Origin of the sequence: Thioclava sp. F36-6 (genome assembly GCF_002020305.1) — a bacterium.
Lineage (GTDB): Bacteria > Pseudomonadota > Alphaproteobacteria > Rhodobacterales > Rhodobacteraceae > Thioclava > Thioclava sediminum.
The window spans coordinates 778,959-797,628 of sequence record NZ_MPZX01000002.1; the positions used below are offsets into that span (position 1 = coordinate 778,959).

General features: G+C 60.9%; 23 protein-coding genes, 1 tRNA gene and 1 pseudogene. 4 read left to right on the top strand and 21 right to left on the bottom strand.

Going from position 1 to position 18,670, the window contains the following annotated elements; genetic code table 11:
• Nucleotides 1-1,302 carry an FAD-binding oxidoreductase gene (locus BMI88_RS10740; RefSeq protein WP_078548494.1) on the top strand — a complete coding sequence of 434 codons (1,302 nt, stop codon included), beginning with the start codon at nt 1-3 and terminating at the stop codon, nt 1,300-1,302.
• A gap of 102 nt (nt 1,303-1,404) precedes the next feature.
• On the top strand, nt 1,405-2,589 hold the full coding sequence (locus BMI88_RS10745; protein ID WP_078548497.1) for an aminotransferase class I/II-fold pyridoxal phosphate-dependent enzyme: 1,185 nt from the start codon (nt 1,405-1,407) through the stop codon (nt 2,587-2,589).
• A gap of 142 nt (nt 2,590-2,731) precedes the next feature.
• Here BMI88_RS10745 and BMI88_RS10750 read toward each other — a convergent pair whose 3' ends face one another.
• Both BMI88_RS10750 and rlmB read right to left on the bottom strand, forming a co-directional pair.
• A complete protein-coding gene (locus tag BMI88_RS10750) occupies nt 2,732-3,151 on the bottom strand; it encodes a CoA-binding protein (protein WP_078520514.1) in 420 nt (139 codons plus the stop codon).
• A 193-nt stretch (nt 3,152-3,344) separates the two neighbouring features.
• Nucleotides 3,345-4,118 (bottom strand): 23S rRNA (guanosine(2251)-2'-O)-methyltransferase RlmB, encoded by a 774-nt coding sequence (rlmB, locus tag BMI88_RS10755; protein ID WP_078548501.1) that lies wholly within the window; start codon nt 4,116-4,118, stop codon nt 3,345-3,347.
• A 128-nt stretch (nt 4,119-4,246) separates the two neighbouring features.
• Between rlmB and BMI88_RS10760 the strand changes: the two genes are divergently transcribed.
• Nucleotides 4,247-4,330 (top strand) — tRNA-Tyr (locus BMI88_RS10760).
• Nucleotides 4,331-4,750: 420 nt separating this feature from the next.
• On the opposite strand, the gene BMI88_RS10765 is transcribed toward BMI88_RS10760, so the two are convergent.
• Genes BMI88_RS10765 through BMI88_RS10775 form a run of 3 tightly spaced genes read right to left on the bottom strand, consistent with a single transcriptional unit; the run spans nt 4,751 to nt 5,344 of the window.
• Nucleotides 4,751-4,933, bottom strand: coding sequence for a hypothetical protein (locus BMI88_RS10765; protein WP_078548505.1), 183 nt, complete (start codon nt 4,931-4,933; stop codon nt 4,751-4,753).
• Nucleotides 4,933-5,130, bottom strand: coding sequence for a hypothetical protein (locus BMI88_RS10770; RefSeq protein WP_078548508.1), 198 nt, complete (start codon nt 5,128-5,130; stop codon nt 4,933-4,935). The genes BMI88_RS10765 and BMI88_RS10770 overlap by 1 nt, the downstream gene beginning before the upstream one ends.
• 16 nt (nt 5,131-5,146) lie before the next feature.
• Nucleotides 5,147-5,344, bottom strand: a complete 198-nt coding sequence (locus tag BMI88_RS10775; RefSeq protein WP_078548511.1) for a hypothetical protein — start codon at nt 5,342-5,344, stop codon at nt 5,147-5,149.
• Nucleotides 5,345-6,240: 896 nt separating this feature from the next.
• On the opposite strand from BMI88_RS10775, the gene BMI88_RS10785 reads away from it, so the two are divergent.
• Complete coding sequence (locus BMI88_RS10785) at nt 6,241-7,221, top strand: glycosyltransferase (RefSeq protein WP_078548517.1); 981 nt, start codon at nt 6,241-6,243, stop codon at nt 7,219-7,221.
• A gap of 69 nt (nt 7,222-7,290) precedes the next feature.
• Here the strand turns inward: BMI88_RS10785 and BMI88_RS19870 are convergent.
• From BMI88_RS19870 to BMI88_RS19750, 16 genes and pseudogenes are all read right to left on the bottom strand, one after another.
• Nucleotides 7,291-7,668, bottom strand: a pseudogene (locus BMI88_RS19870) (IS5/IS1182 family transposase); the annotation flags it as partial.
• Nucleotides 7,669-7,840: 172 nt separating this feature from the next.
• Complete coding sequence (locus tag BMI88_RS10790) at nt 7,841-8,209, bottom strand: hypothetical protein (RefSeq protein ID WP_078548520.1); 369 nt, start codon at nt 8,207-8,209, stop codon at nt 7,841-7,843.
• Nucleotides 8,206-9,009, bottom strand: a complete 804-nt coding sequence (locus BMI88_RS10795) for a lysozyme (protein WP_078548523.1) — start codon at nt 9,007-9,009, stop codon at nt 8,206-8,208. Before BMI88_RS10795 ends, BMI88_RS10790 begins: the two co-directional genes overlap by 4 nt.
• Nucleotides 9,010-9,013: 4 nt before the next feature.
• Complete coding sequence (locus BMI88_RS10800; RefSeq protein WP_078548525.1) at nt 9,014-9,328, bottom strand: hypothetical protein; 315 nt, start codon at nt 9,326-9,328, stop codon at nt 9,014-9,016.
• Nucleotides 9,329-9,399: 71 nt separating this feature from the next.
• Nucleotides 9,400-9,840 (bottom strand): hypothetical protein, encoded by a 441-nt coding sequence (locus BMI88_RS10805; RefSeq protein WP_078548527.1) that lies wholly within the window; start codon nt 9,838-9,840, stop codon nt 9,400-9,402.
• Nucleotides 9,840-10,055, bottom strand: coding sequence for a tail fiber assembly protein (locus BMI88_RS10810; RefSeq protein WP_078548529.1), 216 nt, complete (start codon nt 10,053-10,055; stop codon nt 9,840-9,842). The genes BMI88_RS10805 and BMI88_RS10810 overlap by 1 nt, the downstream gene beginning before the upstream one ends.
• Nucleotides 10,052-10,270 (bottom strand): hypothetical protein, encoded by a 219-nt coding sequence (locus BMI88_RS10815; protein WP_078548531.1) that lies wholly within the window; start codon nt 10,268-10,270, stop codon nt 10,052-10,054. Before BMI88_RS10815 ends, BMI88_RS10810 begins: the two co-directional genes overlap by 4 nt.
• Nucleotides 10,271-10,280: 10 nt before the next feature.
• Entirely contained in the window at nt 10,281-11,003 is a 723-nt protein-coding gene (locus tag BMI88_RS19565; protein WP_146673546.1) for a hypothetical protein, read from the bottom strand.
• Nucleotides 11,000-13,741, bottom strand: a complete 2,742-nt coding sequence (locus BMI88_RS10825) for a fibronectin type III domain-containing protein (protein ID WP_078548537.1) — start codon at nt 13,739-13,741, stop codon at nt 11,000-11,002. Before BMI88_RS10825 ends, BMI88_RS19565 begins: the two co-directional genes overlap by 4 nt.
• Nucleotide 13,742: 1 nt before the next feature.
• The gene (locus tag BMI88_RS10830) at nt 13,743-14,141 is read right to left on the bottom strand and encodes a hypothetical protein (RefSeq protein WP_078548541.1); all 399 of its coding nucleotides are present in this window, start codon (nt 14,139-14,141) and stop codon (nt 13,743-13,745) included.
• Nucleotides 14,141-14,707, bottom strand: a complete 567-nt coding sequence (locus BMI88_RS10835) for a hypothetical protein (RefSeq protein ID WP_078548544.1) — start codon at nt 14,705-14,707, stop codon at nt 14,141-14,143. The genes BMI88_RS10830 and BMI88_RS10835 overlap by 1 nt, the downstream gene beginning before the upstream one ends.
• Nucleotides 14,704-15,279, bottom strand: a complete 576-nt coding sequence (locus BMI88_RS10840) for a hypothetical protein (RefSeq protein ID WP_078548547.1) — start codon at nt 15,277-15,279, stop codon at nt 14,704-14,706. Before BMI88_RS10840 ends, BMI88_RS10835 begins: the two co-directional genes overlap by 4 nt.
• A complete protein-coding gene (locus BMI88_RS10845) occupies nt 15,279-17,501 on the bottom strand; it encodes a hypothetical protein (RefSeq protein WP_078548550.1) in 2,223 nt (740 codons plus the stop codon). The genes BMI88_RS10840 and BMI88_RS10845 overlap by 1 nt, the downstream gene beginning before the upstream one ends.
• Nucleotides 17,494-18,054, bottom strand: coding sequence for a gene transfer agent family protein (locus BMI88_RS10850; protein ID WP_078548552.1), 561 nt, complete (start codon nt 18,052-18,054; stop codon nt 17,494-17,496). Before BMI88_RS10850 ends, BMI88_RS10845 begins: the two co-directional genes overlap by 8 nt.
• Nucleotides 18,054-18,497, bottom strand: coding sequence for a phage tail tube protein (locus tag BMI88_RS10855; protein WP_078548553.1), 444 nt, complete (start codon nt 18,495-18,497; stop codon nt 18,054-18,056). The genes BMI88_RS10850 and BMI88_RS10855 overlap by 1 nt, the downstream gene beginning before the upstream one ends.
• The gene (locus tag BMI88_RS19750) at nt 18,490-18,645 is read right to left on the bottom strand and encodes a hypothetical protein (RefSeq protein ID WP_168173972.1); all 156 of its coding nucleotides are present in this window, start codon (nt 18,643-18,645) and stop codon (nt 18,490-18,492) included. The genes BMI88_RS10855 and BMI88_RS19750 overlap by 8 nt, the downstream gene beginning before the upstream one ends.
• Nucleotides 18,646-18,670: the final 25 nt, after the last annotated feature.

Here is an 18,670-nt window from a genome sequence, read left to right on the forward strand (position 1 = left end):
ATGAACCTGCTCTTCGCCAATGACCGCAAGGGCGAGCACGCGCCGAGCTATTACGCAGCGACCGCGCTGACCGACCGGCGCTGGCCCGAATTGAAGGGCCGCCACCGGGCGGATGTCTGCGTCGTGGGCGGCGGCTTCACCGGTCTGTCGGCGGCGCTGCATCTGGCGGAGAAGGGTTACTCGGTGCGGCTGCTCGAGGCCCATCGCGTGGGCTTCGGGGCGTCGGGACGCAATGGCGGGCAGGTCGGCTCGGGGCAGCGGCTGGAGCAGGACGATCTGGAAAAAGCCCACGGTCCCGAAATGGCGCGCAGGCTCTGGGATATCGGCGAAGACGCGAAGGCGCTGATCCGCGACCTGATCGCGCGCTACGAGATGCCGGTCACCTTCTATCCCGGCATCGCCCATGCCTGCCGGACGCAATCCGAGGTCGCGCATTCGCACCACATGGCGGAAAGGCTGGCCCGCGATTACGGTTACGATGAGGTGGAGCCGCTCTCGCGCGATGCGCTGCACGCGATCCTGCCCTCGGAGGCCTATCTCGGCGGCGATATCGATCGGGGCGCGGGGCATCTGCATCCGCTGAACTTCGCGCAAGCCTTGGCGCTTGCCTGCGACAAGGCGGGCGTGACGATCCACGAAGGCTCGCTCGTCCATCACATCCGCCCCGGCGAGCCGGTGCGCGTGCAGACCGAACACGGCCATATCGATGCCGATCACTTGATCCTCGCGGCCAACGGCTATCTGGGAAACCTCGCCCCGCGTGTGGCCTCGCATGTGATGCCGATCAACAATTTCATCGTCGCGACAGAGCCGCTGGGGCCGCGCGTGGCTGAAGTGCTGCGCGAGAACGTCGCCGTGGCTGACACGAAATTCGTGGTGAATTACTGGCGGCTCTCTGACGATAACCGCCTGCTCTTCGGCGGCGGCGAGAGCTACGGCTACAAGTTCCCCGACATCGTGCAGACCGTGCGCAAGCCGATGCTGGAGGTCTACCCCTCCCTCGCGGATGTGAAGATCGACTACGCGTGGGGCGGCACGCTCGCCATCACCCGCACCCGGATGCCCTATTTCGCGCGGCCTTTGAAAAACGCGCTCTCGGCCAGCGGGTTTTCCGGCCATGGCGTCGCGATGGGCACGATGGCGGGCAAGATCATGGCCGAGGCGGTGGCTGGCCAAGCCGAGCGCTTCGACCTGATGGCCGGGCTGAAAGTGCCGGGCTTCCCGGGAGGCTCGCTCCTGCGCAGCCCGCTTCTAGTCGCCGCGATGACGTGGTTCTCGATGCGCGACAAGCTGGGGATCTAGGCAAGCCGCCGCCGCCTCAAATTTGGTCATGAATTCTTCATTGGCGCAAAAAGCGGCATTCGTGTAAAGAAAACCTGAAAGTCAGTTTCAGGATATCTTGCCATGCCGCGTGACGGACAGACCGCCCCGAATTGCTACGACGCCGAGGCCATCCCCGAGGCCGCCCGAGCCGAGATCGAACGTCTCCTGACCAGCGGGGACCTGTTCCGCTACACCTCTGCAGACGCGCCGGTCGCCAAGCTGGAAGCCGAATTCGCCGAATTCATGGGCGTGAAATACGCGGTCGCCGTGTCGTCGTGCTCGCAGGCGCTGTTCCTGTCGATGAAGGCGCTCGCCCTGCCGCGCGGGGCACGCGTGCTGGTTCCGGCCTTCACCTTCGCCGCCGTCCCGTCCGCCATCGTCCATGCCGATTGCGTGCCGGTTCTGGTCGAAGTCGGCTCCAATTTCCGCATCGACCTCGACGATTTCCGCGCGAAGTTCGACGACAGCATCGACGCGGTGATGATCTCGCATATGCGCGGCCACACCTCCGACATGGACGCGATCTTGGAACTGGCCGCCGAGAAGGACGTGCCGGTGATCGAAGACGCCGCGCATTCGCTCGGCACGCTCTGGAATGGCAAGAAGATCGGCACGATCGGCAAGATCGGCTGCCTCTCCTTCCAGTCCTACAAGCTGATCAACGCGGGCGAAGGCGGCATCCTTCTGACCGACGATCCGGAGCTGGCCGCGCGTGCGGTGATCATGTCCGGCGCCTACGAGCATAACTGGAAGAAGCATCCGGGGCTGCAGAACAGCTTCCATCACTGGCAGAACAAGCTGCCGCTTTATAACTGCCGGATGCAGAACCTCTCCGCCGCCGTCATTCGCCCGCAGCTTGCGGAGGTGGAGCGCCGTGTGAATGATGGCCGCGCAAACCATGACTATGTCGCCGAGCGCCTGAACACGAGCGATTGGCTCGACGTGCCGCCGCCGCTCGGCCCCGAAACCCGCGCCCCGGATTCGCTGCAGTTCAACCTCGCGGGCGATTGGTCCGACGACGAGGCCCGCAAGCTGCAAGCGGAGACGAAAGCCCGCGGTGTCAGCGTGCAGGTCTTCGGTCTCAGCCAAGATAACGCGCGCGCCTTCTGGAACTGGCAGTTCCTTGGTGACGTGCCGGAGCTGCCGAAGACCCGCGCCATGCTGATGCGCGCCTGCGATACACGCCTGCCCGCACGCCTCAAGCAGCCCGATCTGGATTACATCGCCGATGCGATCCTGGAGGCGGTCATGGCGGTGAAGGGTTAAGGGGCGCTGCCCCTCTTTCCTGACGGAAATTCACCCCGGGATATTTGGAAAGAGCGAAGACGGTGGGCGCACAGCCCCCCTTCGCTCTTGGGAAAATATCCCGGGGGTGAGGCCGTCAGGCCGAGGGGGCAGAGCCCCCGCCTTACCCGGCCATCACGCGCGGATAGTCGATCTTCGGGCAGCGGTTCATCACGACCTTGACCCCCTGCCCGCGCGCCGTCTCGGCCGCTGCGTCATGAGACACGCCAAGCTGCATCCAGATGGTCTTGAGATGCGGCAGATGTGCCAAGGCCTCATCCACGACCTCAGGCACTGCCTCGGAGCGACGGAACACGTCGACCATATCCACCGCGATCTCGTCGGGGATTGCGCCGAGATCGGCATAGACCGTCTCGCCCAGCAACTCCTGCCCGGCGAGGCCGGGGTTGACCGGAATCACGCGGTAGCCTTTGGACTGCAGGAACTGCGCGACCCCATAGGAGGGGCGCTCCGGCTTGTGGGACATGCCGACCACGGCGATCACCTTCGCATTGCCCAGAATGTCGCGAATCTCGTCTTGCATCTGAAACCTCTTCTTTTTCGCAGCCCTCTAAGAAAAATGCGCCCAAGCCTTAAAGGCTGGGCGCAATAGTGGCGGAACGAGGGACAGTGAACTAGAGGCGCGGCGGTTCCGAAGCTGCGCCTCTGACAGTGAGATAGGAACGCATCTCACTGGTTTTAAGGTCCATACCCTCATAATCGCGATTTTGTGACCGTCAGCGGCTTGCGGATGCGTAAAGAGACACTGCGGCGGCATTCGAGACGTTGAGCGACCCGAATTCGCCCGCGAAGGGGATTCGCACCAGACGGTCGCAGGTTTCACGGGTTTTCTCGCGCAGCCCCGGCCCTTCGGCGCCCAGAACCAGCGCGACCGGTTCCATTCCCGCCTCGGACAGCCCGTCTTCGAGCGACATCTTGGCTTCACCCGCAAGCCCGATCAGCCGGAAGCCCATCTGGCGCAGCTCCTCCATCGCATCGGAGAGGTTCTTCACCCGCAGATAGGGCTGACGCTCCAGCGCGCCGGAGGCGGTTTTCGCAAGCGCACCGGTCTCGGGCGCGGAATGGCGATGCGGCGCGATCACGGCAGCCGCGCCGAAGACCTCGGCCGAGCGCAGGATCGCGCCCACGTTATGGGGATCGGTCACCCGGTCGAGCAGCACCACGCGGCGCGCATCGTAGCAGACATCCTTCAGCGCACCCCAATCGAGCGGCTTCACCTCGAGCGCCGCGCCCTGGTGGACGGAATCGGTCGAGATCGGCACGAATTTGTCGAACTTGCGCACATCGACGATCTCAGGCTCCATACCCGAGGCCGCGATCGCCTCGCCCAGCTTGTCGGCGGCATTCTTGGAGCAAACCAGCCGCAACCGCTCGCGCATCGGGTTTTGCAGCGCGTCGCGCACCGCATGCAGGCCGAAGAGCCACACGGTCTCGGCGGCCGCAGCGCGCTTGGCACGTTCCTTTTCGATCACCCAGACTGGCTTTTTCATCGCGGGTCTCCTTTGGCCCCTACCTGCGCGGAATGGCCTCGTTTGGCAAGCTCTGATCCGGAGGGCAATTTTTCGGCAAACTCTCTCTTGACGCCTCCCGCCCCCTTTTGTATCTCCCGCCCAGCGTCGGGTGACGTGCTGCAAGGTGCGGCAGCGGACTGTAACTCCGCCGGGGCGACCCACGCCTGGTTCGATTCCAGGGTCACCCACCAAATTCCCCAATTTGGTAGTGGTTTCAATGAGCATGTGTCCCGCACATGCCTCATTGGGCGTTATAGAAAACAATGGCTTACAGGTAGGGTGTCCCGCAAAATCGTCGGGGCACCGGCGTCGCGGCATACGAGATCGATCACACTCAGCTCGATCATGAGCGCACGCGCCGCCGCTGGGACCGATATTCATCATGGCTCCGAAAGAACGACTCGCCGCCGATGTTTGCGAATCCTGCTGACCGGCTACAGAATTTTTCAGGACGGCGATAAGCGCCCCGCCCTTCCGCGGCGGATTTTGAATTATACCGACCTTGTGGCTTTTCATGCAGTTAGTCTATTTCGTTCCCAAGAACACGACGCGAACATACAGCGAATGTGGGAACGTGCACCCGATGCACCTGCCCGGCCACTAAACCAGCCTCACCGGAACTTCTTGAAGATCACCCTCGCCCCGTGCTGCAGAGAGATCGTCTGACCAGGTAGGGCCTCGACACGATCGAAGGCGTCTTTACCGTCGATGAAGTTGTCATAGGGCTCGTCGGAGATGATCCTGTCATTCTCGTCTCGGATGACGATGCGATGGCAGACGTGCAGCTTGCCCATCAGCTCGCCTTCGCCGCGCGCAGCGCCTCGGACATCTCGCGATACCCGTCATAACCGTGCTGCTCGTGCATCTGCGCGTACCAATCGATCCAGTGGTCGATCATGTCAGCTTGGATCGTGTCGGACCAGGTCTCTTTCGAGACATGGAAGGAGCCGTCCTCACGGCGCTCGACCTTGACCTGATTTGCAGACGCCATGCCTCGCGACCCCCTCTTAGATATCTTGGATTTTGCGCAGCTTCTCGATCAGCGCCTTCGTGCCCATCATCGACTTCTGAAGCGCGGCGGAAAAGGTAGCCACCGCCTCGGCCTTCCTCTTCTCAGCGAGGCGCATCTTGCGCAGGTAGTTAACCATCAGCACGCACAGAGCAACCTGAACCAGCGACAACGGCACGACGACCATCACACCCATGCCTGCGCTCCTATCCGGCGTCTACCCAGTTACGATCGACCGGCTGGTGGCCGCCACCCGCCCAGAGAACTCGGCGGCGGCCGGTGGCGCGGTTCTGTTGGTAGAGCCAGACGCCTGTGTCCCGAACTGTGCGCCAACGAAACACCTCTCGTAAGAACCGGATCACTACCTCACTCCCTATACCTTCCTGGTTCGCACCAATACCGAACACTGACCCCAGGCTGAGACATGAAAAGGCGCGCTGTCAGCTGACAGTTGTCCAGATTGTAAGTCGGGTCCGGCTCATCTGCGTCGAAGGTGGCCATGTGTATCCTCATAGTCGCTGAGATCGGCGAGGCGCGGTAGAGCGTGAAGACCGTGCCATTGTCTTTACAACCAACCAGCGAGAGAGCCGCCAAACCCAAAATCGATACCCGAAACAACTCTTCGCTCCTTTTCAGACACCAGCTCGGGCGCGCATTTCAGCCCCTAACGCAGCAGCTTTTTCATCTCGACCGTCCAAATCGGACGGGGACAACTATGCGCGGATATACTCTCCCGCCCGTAAACGTGCAGATCAGCTTCAGCGGGGGGCGAGCGAGCGCATATATGCTGCACCAGATCCTAGCGGTGAACGGCGATCTACGGGAGTGGGCGAAGGTCATATTCGCGAACACCAGCCGCGAGATACCAGAGACGCTCGAATTTGAGCAAGAATGCGCTGGCCGCTGGGGCGTCCCTAATCATCATGAGCTCGAACTTTAGCACTCGGTCAACTTTCTCTGAACCACTGAGTGTTATGGTGCCGCCGGTGACACCGCAAGCCGACTAATGGGTCATGAGCCTAGTTGCGCTCTGCGCACGCTTCAGTTAAGCATGAGTGCTGATCAAGTGACGTGTGGATATTTAAATTTAAGATGATCGTACCTGTCGCGCTATTCTTCGATAAAAACTACCTAATACCCGCATCAGTAGCAATAACGTCTCTCCTGATGAACTCTAATCGAAATTACGAATATCACATCCACGTATTTTACAATGATATTCCGGACGACGATATTTCAACTCTTTCAGAGTTGTGCTCTGGATTTTCTAATGCACGCTTCTTCAGCAGAGACATGGGCGGTAGGTTTCTTGACCTGTTTTCAAAAACAAAAACAAAGGGGCACTACACAAAGGAAATGTATTATAAGTTCCTAGTTCCTTCGCTCATGCCGGATTACCCAAAGGCGATTGTAACTGATGTGGATGTTGTTTTCCTTGGTGATGTATCTTCTACATTTGAAAATTCTATTAGATCTCCAGACACATTGATTGCTGGCTGCAAAGTTCCTGCTCCCTATGATTCTCTCTATGGGAGGAATATCGAGAAATATCGAAGCCAATTTTCTGATGACGAAATCGCAAAGCTGAACGTGGGTGGTGGATACTACGTTTTCAACCTTGATGCCATGCGAAGAGAGGGAGTTGAGAAAAAGCTCATTGACGTGGCTCACATCAATGCGTATCGCCTGAAGCAGCCAGAGCAGGACGTAATTTCGCTTGTTTGTCATCCACGCATAGAAATTCTACCTTTGGCAAGCATGATCTGTAGCTACTGTTATGACATTTTTTCCGAAAGTGATAGCTTCGAAAAGGTTCCCGGTTATTCAGCTGAGGATGTAAAGTTAGCGATAAACAACCCTATTCAGCTACACTTTGCGACGCGCGTTAAGCCATGGAACACCCCTGGCAGCACCAAAAGCGAAGTCTGGCATAAATATATCTGCATGACCCCATTCTTAAAGTCATACCTTGAGAGCTTAGACAACAGAGATAATTTCGATATTCAGTGGGCCATCAAGATGCCGTTTAGTCGTCGAAAGATGCTTTCTGTTATCCGAAAGCGCGACACGTAAGCTCAGGCCTCATAACCAGAAGAGCACTGTTGCGGCCAATGCGATGGCAGAGAGAAAGACCTTCGAGCATCAGTTGTAACGCGTCGCCACGCGTTGCCACTCCCTAAGCCTGCCGAACGATATTTCGATCCGGTTGCGATATTTGTATCGGCACTTCTCGTATTTGACGGAGACCTTGCGCGCCTTGCAATCAGGGATGCAGCCCCTTATCCCCTTGTACTGCGGGACTTCTCGGAACCAGTGGGCATCGTAACCTCAATCATCCAGCAGTCACTTTGCGGCGGGCAGGTCACCGAGAAGGGCCGCCGCGCCAGTTTAGTCACCGGCCAGGCCCGCAGACATAAAGAACCGGACTGGGCGACCGCACGTGTCGGTCACACCGTGCAGCTCGGAGTTCATCCTGCCCCTTGTTCGATCGATCAGGCGCCTCCGCATCCCCGGCTATCTGACACTCACCGCGAGCGCCCGCCGCCGCTCACAATCGATCAGCGCATCCCCGAGCCGCGTGATCGTCACTGCGTCCGCACGTAGCGTCCCGCCTGCCGCCACAAGCGTCTCTGGCGCCGGGCACGGAACGCGCGCCGCTGCTGGGACTTCCACGAGGATCTGCGGCAGCGGCTCATTGGGCCCAATGTCCGCGGATTTGGTCGAGCACGCCGCCAGGAAGACCGGGAGCATCAAGACCGGGATCATCTTCAAGCGCATCGAAGAGCCTCCTTTCGGCTGCGGCGCGGGCATCGCGAGCGGTGAGAAGCGCGGACTCGGCCTCGGCCAGTTGGCGCGCCTTGTCATTGGCCTCAGCGATTGCATGAGCGATGCGGACCCGCTCGGCCCGGAGGGCGGCTGTCGTGGCCTCCGCAGTGTCCGCCTGCATCTGAGCCACCTTGGCGCGGCAGAAGGCATCACGCACCCACACGCCCGCACCGAACGCAGCGGCGAGCAGGCCAAGCGCCGCCACGATCCGCCAGTTCTTGGCGAGCCAGATCACGCGCCCACCATGCACATGTCGTAATTGTCGCCCCGCCGGACGACGAGACCAGCGAAGATCACACCGCCCGCCTTGTTAAACCAAGTCATCGCTTTGCAACTACCCCGGACGTTGCCGGCATTCAGCCGCCGCATCGCGGTGGAGCTACTCGCCGCGCCGATACCGACGTTGATTGTGAAGTCGGTCCATGCCGCCCCGCGCGGCACGTTGATCCGCAGCCGCTTCGTCTCCAGCGTCATCGCGCGCGAGACACCGCGCCAGTATTCCGTGGCCTCGGATGCGATCAGCCGGTCACAGCCTGAGGCTGAGATCGTCATGCCCATGCGGACGCCACGGATCGATCCGGAGCAGATCGTAGGAATGCCAATCGCGTCTCGGTAAGCCGTGAGCCGAACGCCCTCGTGCCGCTTGATCTCGGGCAGCGCGCGCATGACGATCTGATGCTCAGTGACGGATGCACCGGGCGCGATCGCTGAGTGGCTGGGCGAGAGCTGGGGGCCCGCCGGCCGATACACCTCGGCAGCGGCGAAATGCACCATCGCGAGAACCATAAGGGCAGCCATCAGACCGATGCGCCACAGGTTCGCCCAGATACCCTGCGGCTGCGCGATGAAGCGCCCGATCGCGGAGACAGCGAGGGTGCCTAGCGCGATGAAGAACACGGCGTTCGGGTCGAGCTGATAGCCGAGCCCATACCAGATCACGACAGGCGCTAGCAGCGCGCAAAGCGTGAGCACGATGCCTGCGAAGGCATAACCGATACGAGCGCGCTGGCGCTCCTTTTTGGAGATCAATTTCATAGTTTCATTTCCCCTGTTCAATCCGCTCGAGGCGGGCGTCGATGCGCGTGAGGTAGCCGAGGATGTTCGAGAACTTCTCGTCGCTGCGGGCCTGCTGTGTCTCGATACTGCGAAGACGGTTGTTGATGACGGTGATTTCAGCGCTCTGGTCGGCCGACCGCGCCTTATTGTCCTGCGTGATCGATTGCAGCGCCGTCACCTGCGAGCCGACCCAGAACCCACCGGCAATGAGGGCTGTGAGGATCGTCCATGCCAAGGACTTGTTGAGCGTGATCCCTCTGTCGCTGTTTTCGATCCGTGGCCGGATGTCTTCGTTCATCACGTCATGCCCCCTTTCGGCATAAAAAAGCCCGCCTGTGGCGGGGTGTCGTCATCAGGTTGTGCGGAGGGTTAGCGCCGCCCGCGAAGGGCCAAGCCGAAGATGCCGACACGGCGACCATCCACTACCTTCGGGCGGAACCCGGCGTAGGCTTCCCAGTGGGTGAACTGCAGCTTGAAGAACGGTCCACCGTTCCATGCCAGCAGTATGTGGCCAGCGGGCGTGATTGTAGGGAGCGTGCCGTCCTTCGGCTTACCGATAAGCAGGCGCTGGCGCTCGAACGGGATAGCCATGAGGTAGTGCGTCAGGTTGTGCGCAGGGTTGCGCAGCCACCAGCGGATCGTCGCGGGCCAGTTCGGATCGGGCTTCGACGTGTCGCGTGGAAGCCAACCGTAAGGGCCGCCGTTGTCGCCCTCGTTCCCGTTGCCGAACAGCGCCCAGATCAGGAGCCGGAGCGGCCGACGCCACGATGGACGCGGACCGAAAGCGATAAACCAGAGCTTGTCGAGCATTACGCAGAACCAGGCGCCACCGGCCATTCCGCGCCGTCCGAATCAGGAAGGTCGCGCAGGGCCTGCCGATAGGTGGCCCACGCCTGCTTATCAGCATCGGAGAGCGGACTGTCAGGCATCTGCGTCCAGTCAGACGCAGAGAGGGCGGCATCGCGCTTAGTGCGAAGGGCGGCAAGCTTCGCAGCGGCCGCTTTCGTCTGGTCGATCGAGATCATGCGCCAACTCCATCTGTGAGGTCTGCTTCATCGACGATCCAAGCGTCACGCTCGCTGCGGTCTGCTGGGATGTCTGCCGCGTCGACGATCTTGTAGGGCTTACCGGTCGGGACATCCTTCGCCGCGATCTGCTCCAAGGTCAGACCGGACCCGAGCCAAGGAACGATCACTGCCACGCCGCCTTGGCTATTCTGATAGATGATGCGCTTTACCATTTACCTCTCCTCAGTGGACAATCGCGAGTTCGACGATTTCGTTGTCACCAAAGGCAAAAGCCCCTGCATTCATCCCGCCGGTTCGAACTCTTATGGCCGTTGTGGTTCGTGCCGATTGGTAACTTTCAAACACGAACGGCGCCGCGCTGTCGCTACCGTTGCCAGCCCGACTTCCACCGAAGAGGACTGCATAATTTGTGTCAGCCTGCGCAGACGACAGGTTAACGGTGTAATCGCCGCTGCCGTTGTCCGTAATGCTTGAGACGTTCAGGGCGTCACGAATTGCGACAGTGCCTGTCCCGTTGAAATTCACCCATGCCTTGACCGGGTTCGGCGCAGCCGCGATAGCAGCCTCCACGTTCTTGCGCTTCGGTAGATTTTCTGGGTCGACAGCCATGTCATCGTTATCGGTGACCGCTGTCTGCGCTCCGCTTTTCAGTTCGAGGGCAGTGCGCTGTGCGGCCTTCGTTGTAGCCTTGAACAGAGCAATTCCGGGCGTAGTCCCACCGAAGGCAGAAAGCGCATCAACCCAGCTTGTATTCGCATCATCTCGGATTTTCAGTACCGAAGGCGAAGTCGCAGTATCCCGCCAAAACATGCCGGGGAATGGATTTGACGGAGCTGTAGATCCAGAAGAACACGTCGCAAGCGCATCCAGAATGGCGTTAAACGCCTGTCTCGTGGCAAGCCCTGAAAGCCCACCATTAGCCGCAAAGCTATCCACTTGGCTCATGCTGCCACCTCATCTGATTTAAGCCGTAGTTTGGACACGAGCGGTTGGAAGCTCGTGTCATTCGTTTTCAGAAGCGCCCGAGCTCGCACGTAGCGGGCCTCTACCTCGCCAGCGTCCAGCCGCGCCCAATCCGTCCATGCGATGTTATCGTCGGAAAGAGCTACCTCGACATGGACATCACACTCGTCGGAGGCCTCGCCGTCCCAGCTATCCCAACTGTCCACCGTCCCGGGCCGCTCGTCGAAGATGTCGCTAAGATTGTTCGTCACCATTTCGACTTCGGCACGAAGCCTCACTCGCTTCACAGCCCCGAAATCAAGCACGGTCGCAAAATCGTATTCGCCGTAATCGGAGACCGATCCGGTGATATAGTCCCAGCTCGTGAGCGCATCGACTTCAGCAACATCATCGAAGACCCCCGCAGCATCTAGACTGAGCTTTCCTTGATAGGCGGCGCTCCCGTTGTGGGTGCCACTAAATTCATCGTCCTCTTGAAGCACTCCGATGCTCACCAAAGAAATCACCTGCGCGCCTGAGGCATAGAGCGTCGTCACCGGCCCCAAGATGCCAGAGCTATCCCGAGCTCGAAGAAGGTATGTACCAGGCATAAGCGGCATCGCAGCAATCGTCTGATTTCCGGTGATCTCATCGAGAGATCTGGAAGAGGCCCATGTGGGACTAGTATTCTCGGAGTGACGAATAACGATATGACCACCCATACGAACGTCGAGATCCGGATGGAGTGCCCACTTGATGATCGCGAGCCCCCCTGCCGCTTGCAGGGTCGCGGCGTTGAGCGCCGCAGGCTCAGCACCGAGGCCGTAGATCTGCGAAGTGACCGTTGACCAATCGGACTCTGCGCCGAGCGCGGTCACGGCACGCACACGGAATGTCCAGTTACCCGGGGTGATGTCGTCGACACTGGCAGAGAGGTTCGGCGTGATCGCCAAGAGCTCATAATCGCCGCCGTCGAGGCTGCCTTCCAGCTCGTACCGATCGACGCTGCCGCTTAAACTCTCCGACCAAGTCACCGTCGTGCGCGCCTTCACAGCGTTCTGGCGCGTCACATACAGGCTCTCGGTCACATTGGTGATGCCCGGCGCGTAGACGTCAAACGGATCATCCAGAGAGGTCCGCGGCGCGGCAGCGTAGATCTGCGCCTCGGTCGCGTCCCAGTCGTAGACAAGCGGCGACGTCTCGGCGAGCCGCAAGCTCGGGATCAACCCCTTGTCCGCCTTCTCGAAGGTAAAGCCCGTCACGATGAACGGCTTGCCATCGAAGCCCCAACGATCGCGTGTGACGATCACGACGTCGCCGCAACCGACCTGCATGACGCTCAGGTTTCCGGGCCACTCGATCGACATCTGACGGCGCGCCTGCTCGAGTTCGATCTTCGCGATCCGCTGTGCCATCGACGCCGAGATGGTGAAGGGAAGCTCGATATCCTGCCACGACTTCCGGCCGCGATCCTCCGCGAGGTAGGCGGCGCTCTCATAGGCCGGAAAATCATCGACCTGCCAGTCATTCTCCGGGCTGACGAATGTGCCCCGGACGGCGTTGAAGTTGTCGCTCCGAGAGAGCCGTGTCACGAGCTTGAGCGAACCCGTCGCCTGCCCGTCCGTGAGGCTCATCGAGGGCGGACGATAGACACCGGGCAGCACATACCACTGGCCGCTTCGCCGTACCGCATGCCCTGCCATCGATGTGAGCATAGAGCGAATGACTGTTTGCGGTGTCTGGCTGGTATCGACAATCCCGTTGAGCGTGTACCGCGTCTCGGTCGCGTCATCGACGGTTGCGACAACTTCATCGCAGGCATTCGCCGCCGCGATCAGCTCATCCTCGTTGGTGCCGCGCGGGTCGTCGATCTCGGCACCGAGTCCGTAGGTGCTGTCTGCGAGGTAGTCTGCGAGGCAAAGTGCTGCGTTGTCGGTGTAGCCGCGGGTGCCGGTGCGCGGATCAAGGATGTTGTTCTTCCCGCGCACGTTCGCGGTGACGTTCGGCATCCCATTGGCGAAGATCTTCGGGTCGAAATACAACGAGACGCAGAGCGCCGCGCAGCCACTCAGCTTGTGTTCAGCTGTCCACTTATAGGGCAGGTAATCGCGCACAAGCGTGAAGGCTTCCTGATCCGGCGCGCCGAGACGCTTCTCGATCTGAGCGTAAACGTGATTACCGGTGAACTTGGGCTTTCCATGCTTGTCAGGCGCCTGAGTTCCGTCCGCGTTGAACGCGAGAACGCCGTCGAAGTAGACCTCGTCGATCGCCTCGACCTCGTGACCTGCGAGCACGATCACCATGTGCAGCATGCGCTTGCCGGGGTTCTCAAAGGTCTTTTCGGCACCACCACCGAACGCGTCCTGAATAGGCCCGAGCAGCTTGTCGAGCCATTCCTTCAGCTCGGACAGATCCCAAGGGCCATTGAGCCAGTCGTCTTGGTTTTGGTCGGACAGGCGCTTCTCGCCGCTGGTCTCCAGAAACACGATCGTGCCGCCGGTGCGAACCGTGCCGTAAGCCATCTTGCGCGGCGAGGCAGGCTCTCGCACCGTGACATCGCGGGATTTGAGCCCGAAGTCAGGTTTAGGCGCGAACGCGGCAGAGGCTGCGGACAACAGCAGCGAGGCGCCGAAGTTGGCCGCGATGCCGATAAAGCCGGTCGCAGCAAGCGCAGCACCGACACCACCAGCAGCAACAGCCGCCCCACCAAGGGCCAGAGCACCAACAGCAGCCTGCGGCATATCACACCCTCCAAGCCAGCGCGCAGTCGCGCAGCAGCTTGCCTTTCAGCCCGTCCGCGCCCACGAACGCGGCCTCTTTCCCGATGCAAATTCCGAGCGCGCCATCCGCGAAGACAATATCGCCGCGCTGTGCCAGCCGAGCTGATGCCAGAGCCTCGCCCAGCAGCGCCCGCGCGCCCGCCTCGACGCTCTCCCAGCCGAGACGCTTCATGACCCGCGCGCAGCCGATCTCGGTGCTGTAGCGCCCGCGCCATTGCTCCGCAGGGTTATTCCCACCGGTGAGCGCGTGGCAAACGTCGAATGCCCAAGTCGCGCAGTCATGCTCGCCGTATGAAAAAGGCCGCCCTCTGGCAGCCTCGATCTCGTGCGTCAGAATGCTGGGCCAATCCGGTTTCCGCATCAGTCCTTGCCCCAATTTACGGTCTTGTTCTGAATCGAGGTGACGTATTCGAAGCCCTTATCGCCGGGATAGAGCACCTGCTGGCTTTCATTCGTGTAGCGCCACTCCCGCTCACGCTGCAGGTCGATCAGCTGGCTTTCATAGCTGATCGTGACAGTGCAGGTGTCGGCCCCATCCTCGATCGTCGGAACATCGAGCAGACCTGAGAAGACAAGCTCGGGATCGGCCAGCAGATGCCAGTCCTCGGACATGAACCCGATCCAGAGCGTGCCAGGGGCGTTCTGTTCCGCTTCCGCGATCACGATCGCCACCATGTCCACCGGGACGCCGGAGAGCGAGACACTGATCCCGCTGGCCACGACGTCATTCGTCTCTTCGATATTCGAGAACCCGAGCAGCGTCCCTGCCCCGGCCCATTCCTTGCCGTCCCAGATGAAGTTCGTGCCGATGTCGCCTGTCCACAGACGCACCGTGCCACCCGCGAACTCGCCCTCGAAGAAGCCGACGATCCGCACCATCTGATCGCCGATCGCCGCAATGTTCGCGGCCTGCATATCCCGGCTCATATTGCCTCCGCCGCGTTGACCGTGAACCGCATCACACCGACAGAGATATTCGTCGGGACGTCCTCTGTCGCGCGCATGGCTACCTGCGGATAAGCGATCTCGACCGCCTCGCCGTCGCTCGGCATCAAGCGCAGCCGCGGCACGAATCTCAGAGTGCAGGAGCCAGCCACCGGGATGCAGTCCTCGGTGATCTGGTAAAGCCGCGCCTGGTCGCCAACGCCGATCGAGAAGAAGTCGCCAGCCGCGATGCCAGCCGCGCCCCAACCGCTGGTGACCAGCTCGTTGCCGGACTGACCGCCGCCGTCCACCGTGATCGCCTCGGTGCGGCTCGGGTTGCAGATCAGCGCATCGCGCAGCGTGAAGATCTTGCGCTTGTTCAGCGTGGCATTGGCGAAGGCTTCGAAGGAGCGTGAATCCTTGCCGCGCAGCACCACGTCGATCTGGAAGCGCCAGATTTCGCCGCCCCAGTCTTGGATCTGACGCCCAAGCGTGAACGGCGACTGCGCTGAGGTCACGGCGCTCACCAGCTGCCGAGTGACGCCGGTGATGATCGTCTTCGGAAAATCCGGCATCAGTACCCCCGCTTCTGAGCGGCTTTGACCTTGGCGACGGCTCGGTCGACGATCTGGCTGGCCACGCGCTGCAGGTTCTGCGCCTCACCACCAGAGGCGCCGCGCGCGTCGATGCTCATGCTGACGGTGACGCCGCCGGACTGACCTTTTGTATGGTCAAGGATCGTCTCGTTCGGGTGCAGAATAGCTGGAAAACCGCCCTTTCCGTCGACACCGCCAGATCGAGCGCCGAGGCCTGTGAAGCCGCCGCCGTCGTAGCTGTTGACGTTTGCCAGCGTGTAGCCACCCTTCGGCATCATGGGGGTGGTGCCGCCACCGAAGATGCTCGAAACGAGGCCGCCGAGAAGTCCAGACCCACCTCCGCCAAGCGGCCCCTCACCGAACAGCGCCGCCTGCAGCGCAGCTTTCGCAAGCATCTTCGCCAGATCCTCCAGCACGCCAGACAGGTTCTTACCCTCGACGATCGCGTCGACGAGACCATCCTTCAGCGTCTGTTGAGCCTGCTCGAAGAACTGAGCCCGCTCCTGCGCCTGCTCGTATTTCGCGGTCAGATCACCGATGGACTGCGCCTGCCTGTCGATCTGTTCGCGCACCGTCTCGCCGGAGCCTGCGACTTGGCTGTCGAGATCGATCCCGCGCTTCTTCGCCTCGTCGAGCAGCTTCCACTTGGCTTCGAGGGCGGCAGTTTCGGACTTGGTCTTCCCGAGAAGGTCGATCTGGCGCTGCAGGTTGGTCAGCTGCTGATCAGATGCCTCAAAGAGACCAGGTTTTTCTGCTTTTGAGGCTGACCCGCCGCCGCCTCGGCCAGGTTTCTTCTCCGGCTTCCAACCATCTCGGATCAGTTTCTGCGCAGATGCATGCCCTTGGCCGTATTGCTCATACTGATATTTCGTCCACTTCTTCTCAGCGTCGACGGCTTTTTGCGTCACAGTTGCCTGTGCCTTCGCTGCGTCCCAAAGGTGACCTGCCAGCGCCTGAGCCTTTGCAATCGCGCCGGAGAGCCAGCCCTCACTCGGCTCAGCACCAGCAAGAGCGATCATCGTGTTCAGCGCATCTTCGAGGACATTTGCCAAGCCCTGTGCGGATGCTGCAGCGGTCTCCATAGATCCGCCAAGCTCACCAGCCTTTAGCACCACCGCATCGATTGCATCGACCTGCTTGGCAATCTCCGGCGGCATCTTCTCGTATGCGCCGAAGGTATCAACGAGAATTGACCGCAATGCCTGAGCCGCATCAACCGTTTGCTGAGGCCCCTCGGCACTCGCGAGATTGTCCATTGCGGTCTTGACGCGAGACGCCGCCACTGCACCGAGATCGAACTGCTTGACCAGCGCCATGAAAGCTTCGGATGCACCGATGAAGTTGCCCTCGGCGTCTGTCCGGTTTTGGAGGCTGCCAATCTGGCTTGCGGCTGCGGTTGCAGCTTCGCCGAGCTCGCGCAGAGCTTTGATGCGCGTGGTGTCTACGATGGCGTCGAGCGTCTTTCGCATCGCGTCGGACAGCGCGCCGTATTTCTCGGCCATCTCTGCCGTCGTGGCGAGGCTGTCTTGCACGGCGGTGTTGTAATCCCCGACCGCGGTCGAAAGCTCTTGCAGCGTATCAGACCATTTCTTCGACTCTTCCTCGCCGCTCATAAAGCTTGCGATCAGCGGGACGATAATCGCCGCCGCCGCACCAGCGACGGCACCGAAGACGCCGAAGCTACCGAGAAGCTGCGGCAGCTGCATACCGAGCGCGCGTGCCGCGCTTGTGCCGGCTCCAACCTGTACCGCGAAGTCGCCGACCTGGAAGGCCGCATTCTGGATGCCACCGCCCATCCCGCGCGCGAACATTCCGGCAGATTTTGCCGTCTTCCCCATGGTGTTCGCCGCGCCGGCGCTGCGCTGATACTCGCGCGTCAGTTCAGCAAGGGCCGCGTCGTATTGCTTCGACGTGAGAGCGCCGACCTTCTGCGCGCGGTTCAGCTCTTCAACAGCGGCCTCGTACTGCTTCGACGCGCGAAACAGCGGGTCATACTTCATCCGAAGGCGGTCCATCTCTTTGCCGATCGCGACCGCAGACTGCTCTGCCGTCTGGGACATCTTCTTGTTGTACCGCGTGAACTGGTTCTCGATGCCCTTGGAGACGTCGTTACCGACCTTCTGCGCCCGCGCCATCTGCTTCTCGAATTTGGCGAGCGAAGCCTCAAGCCGGAGCACAAGGCCGGTATCAACGTCAGCCATCATTGGCCTCCATCATCTCTTCGTAAGCAGCAGGATCATGCTTGCGCAGGATTTCGGCGAACTCTTCGTCAGTTGGCGCTTCGAGCTTCCGACCGCTGGATGCGGCATTGAACCCGGCGACCAAGTTCGCGAATTCGGCGTAGGTCATCGCTCGCAGATCATGCGTCGACATGTTGAACGTCTGGCAAATCTGAGATGCGGTAGAGAATTTGATCCGTTGCGGCTCGGCATCGGATGCTTCCTTGCTGGTGTCCTCGATGCCCACCATCAGCGCGATCAGGATTTCACCAGCGAGCGCCGCGAGGTCAGAGAGCGGATAGGCATCGAAACGACTCTCGACGAGCTTTTTGGCCTCGACCTTTCCCATGCCGCCGCCGATCAGCGCGAGGCGGATCGTTTGGTAGACGTCCTTCGCGTAGAAGCGCCCAGACGATAGGCGCAGGAAGATCGCGCCGATCGCATCGTTTAGCGCCTCTTCGAGATCGAGGACGCCGCCGAAGTCGAGCCGGAAAAGACGATCCTTTCCGGCCCACTCTGTGATCAGCTCAGCCATCAGGTCGCGTCAGTCCAGACGCGCGCACCGGCGCCAGAGATCGTCGCCGTGAACTCAGCAGTCGCGGAGCCCTGCTTGTTCAGCTCCAGCGAGCCGAGGAAGGCCGGGAGGGTCCAGAACCCGCCGTTATCGGCCGCAGCCTCGTCCAGCAGGATCTTGATGTTCTTCGTGGACCCGGTATCTGCCCAGTCACGCCACGTTGCAAACGCGCTTTTGGCGACCTTGCCGGAAATCGTCGCCGACGTGTCCTGGCTCTCCAGGTAGCGCATGATCTTGGCCGGAACATCGAGCGGGTTGTCGCAGTCCAGCACGGTGTCTTCGCCGAGGTTGTTGGTGAGCGTGATGCCGTACGTGTTGGCGCCACAGGTGAAGCCGAACGTCTCTGGGTCGCCGCCGTCACCCAGCTGGATGATGAGGCGAGTGGTGGTATCGGGATCAGCCATCGTTGGCCTCCTTCTTCTGGGTGACAAGTTCAGCAGCGCCCTGCTCGATCAGAGCCTGCCCGGTCTTCCGCGGCACGGTGTATTCGCGACCGTCTGCGAAATGCTGTGAGAGAGCCGAGCTGATCCGATGATCAGCGGCGCGCTTCATTCTGATTTTCATGATTGCCCCGCGG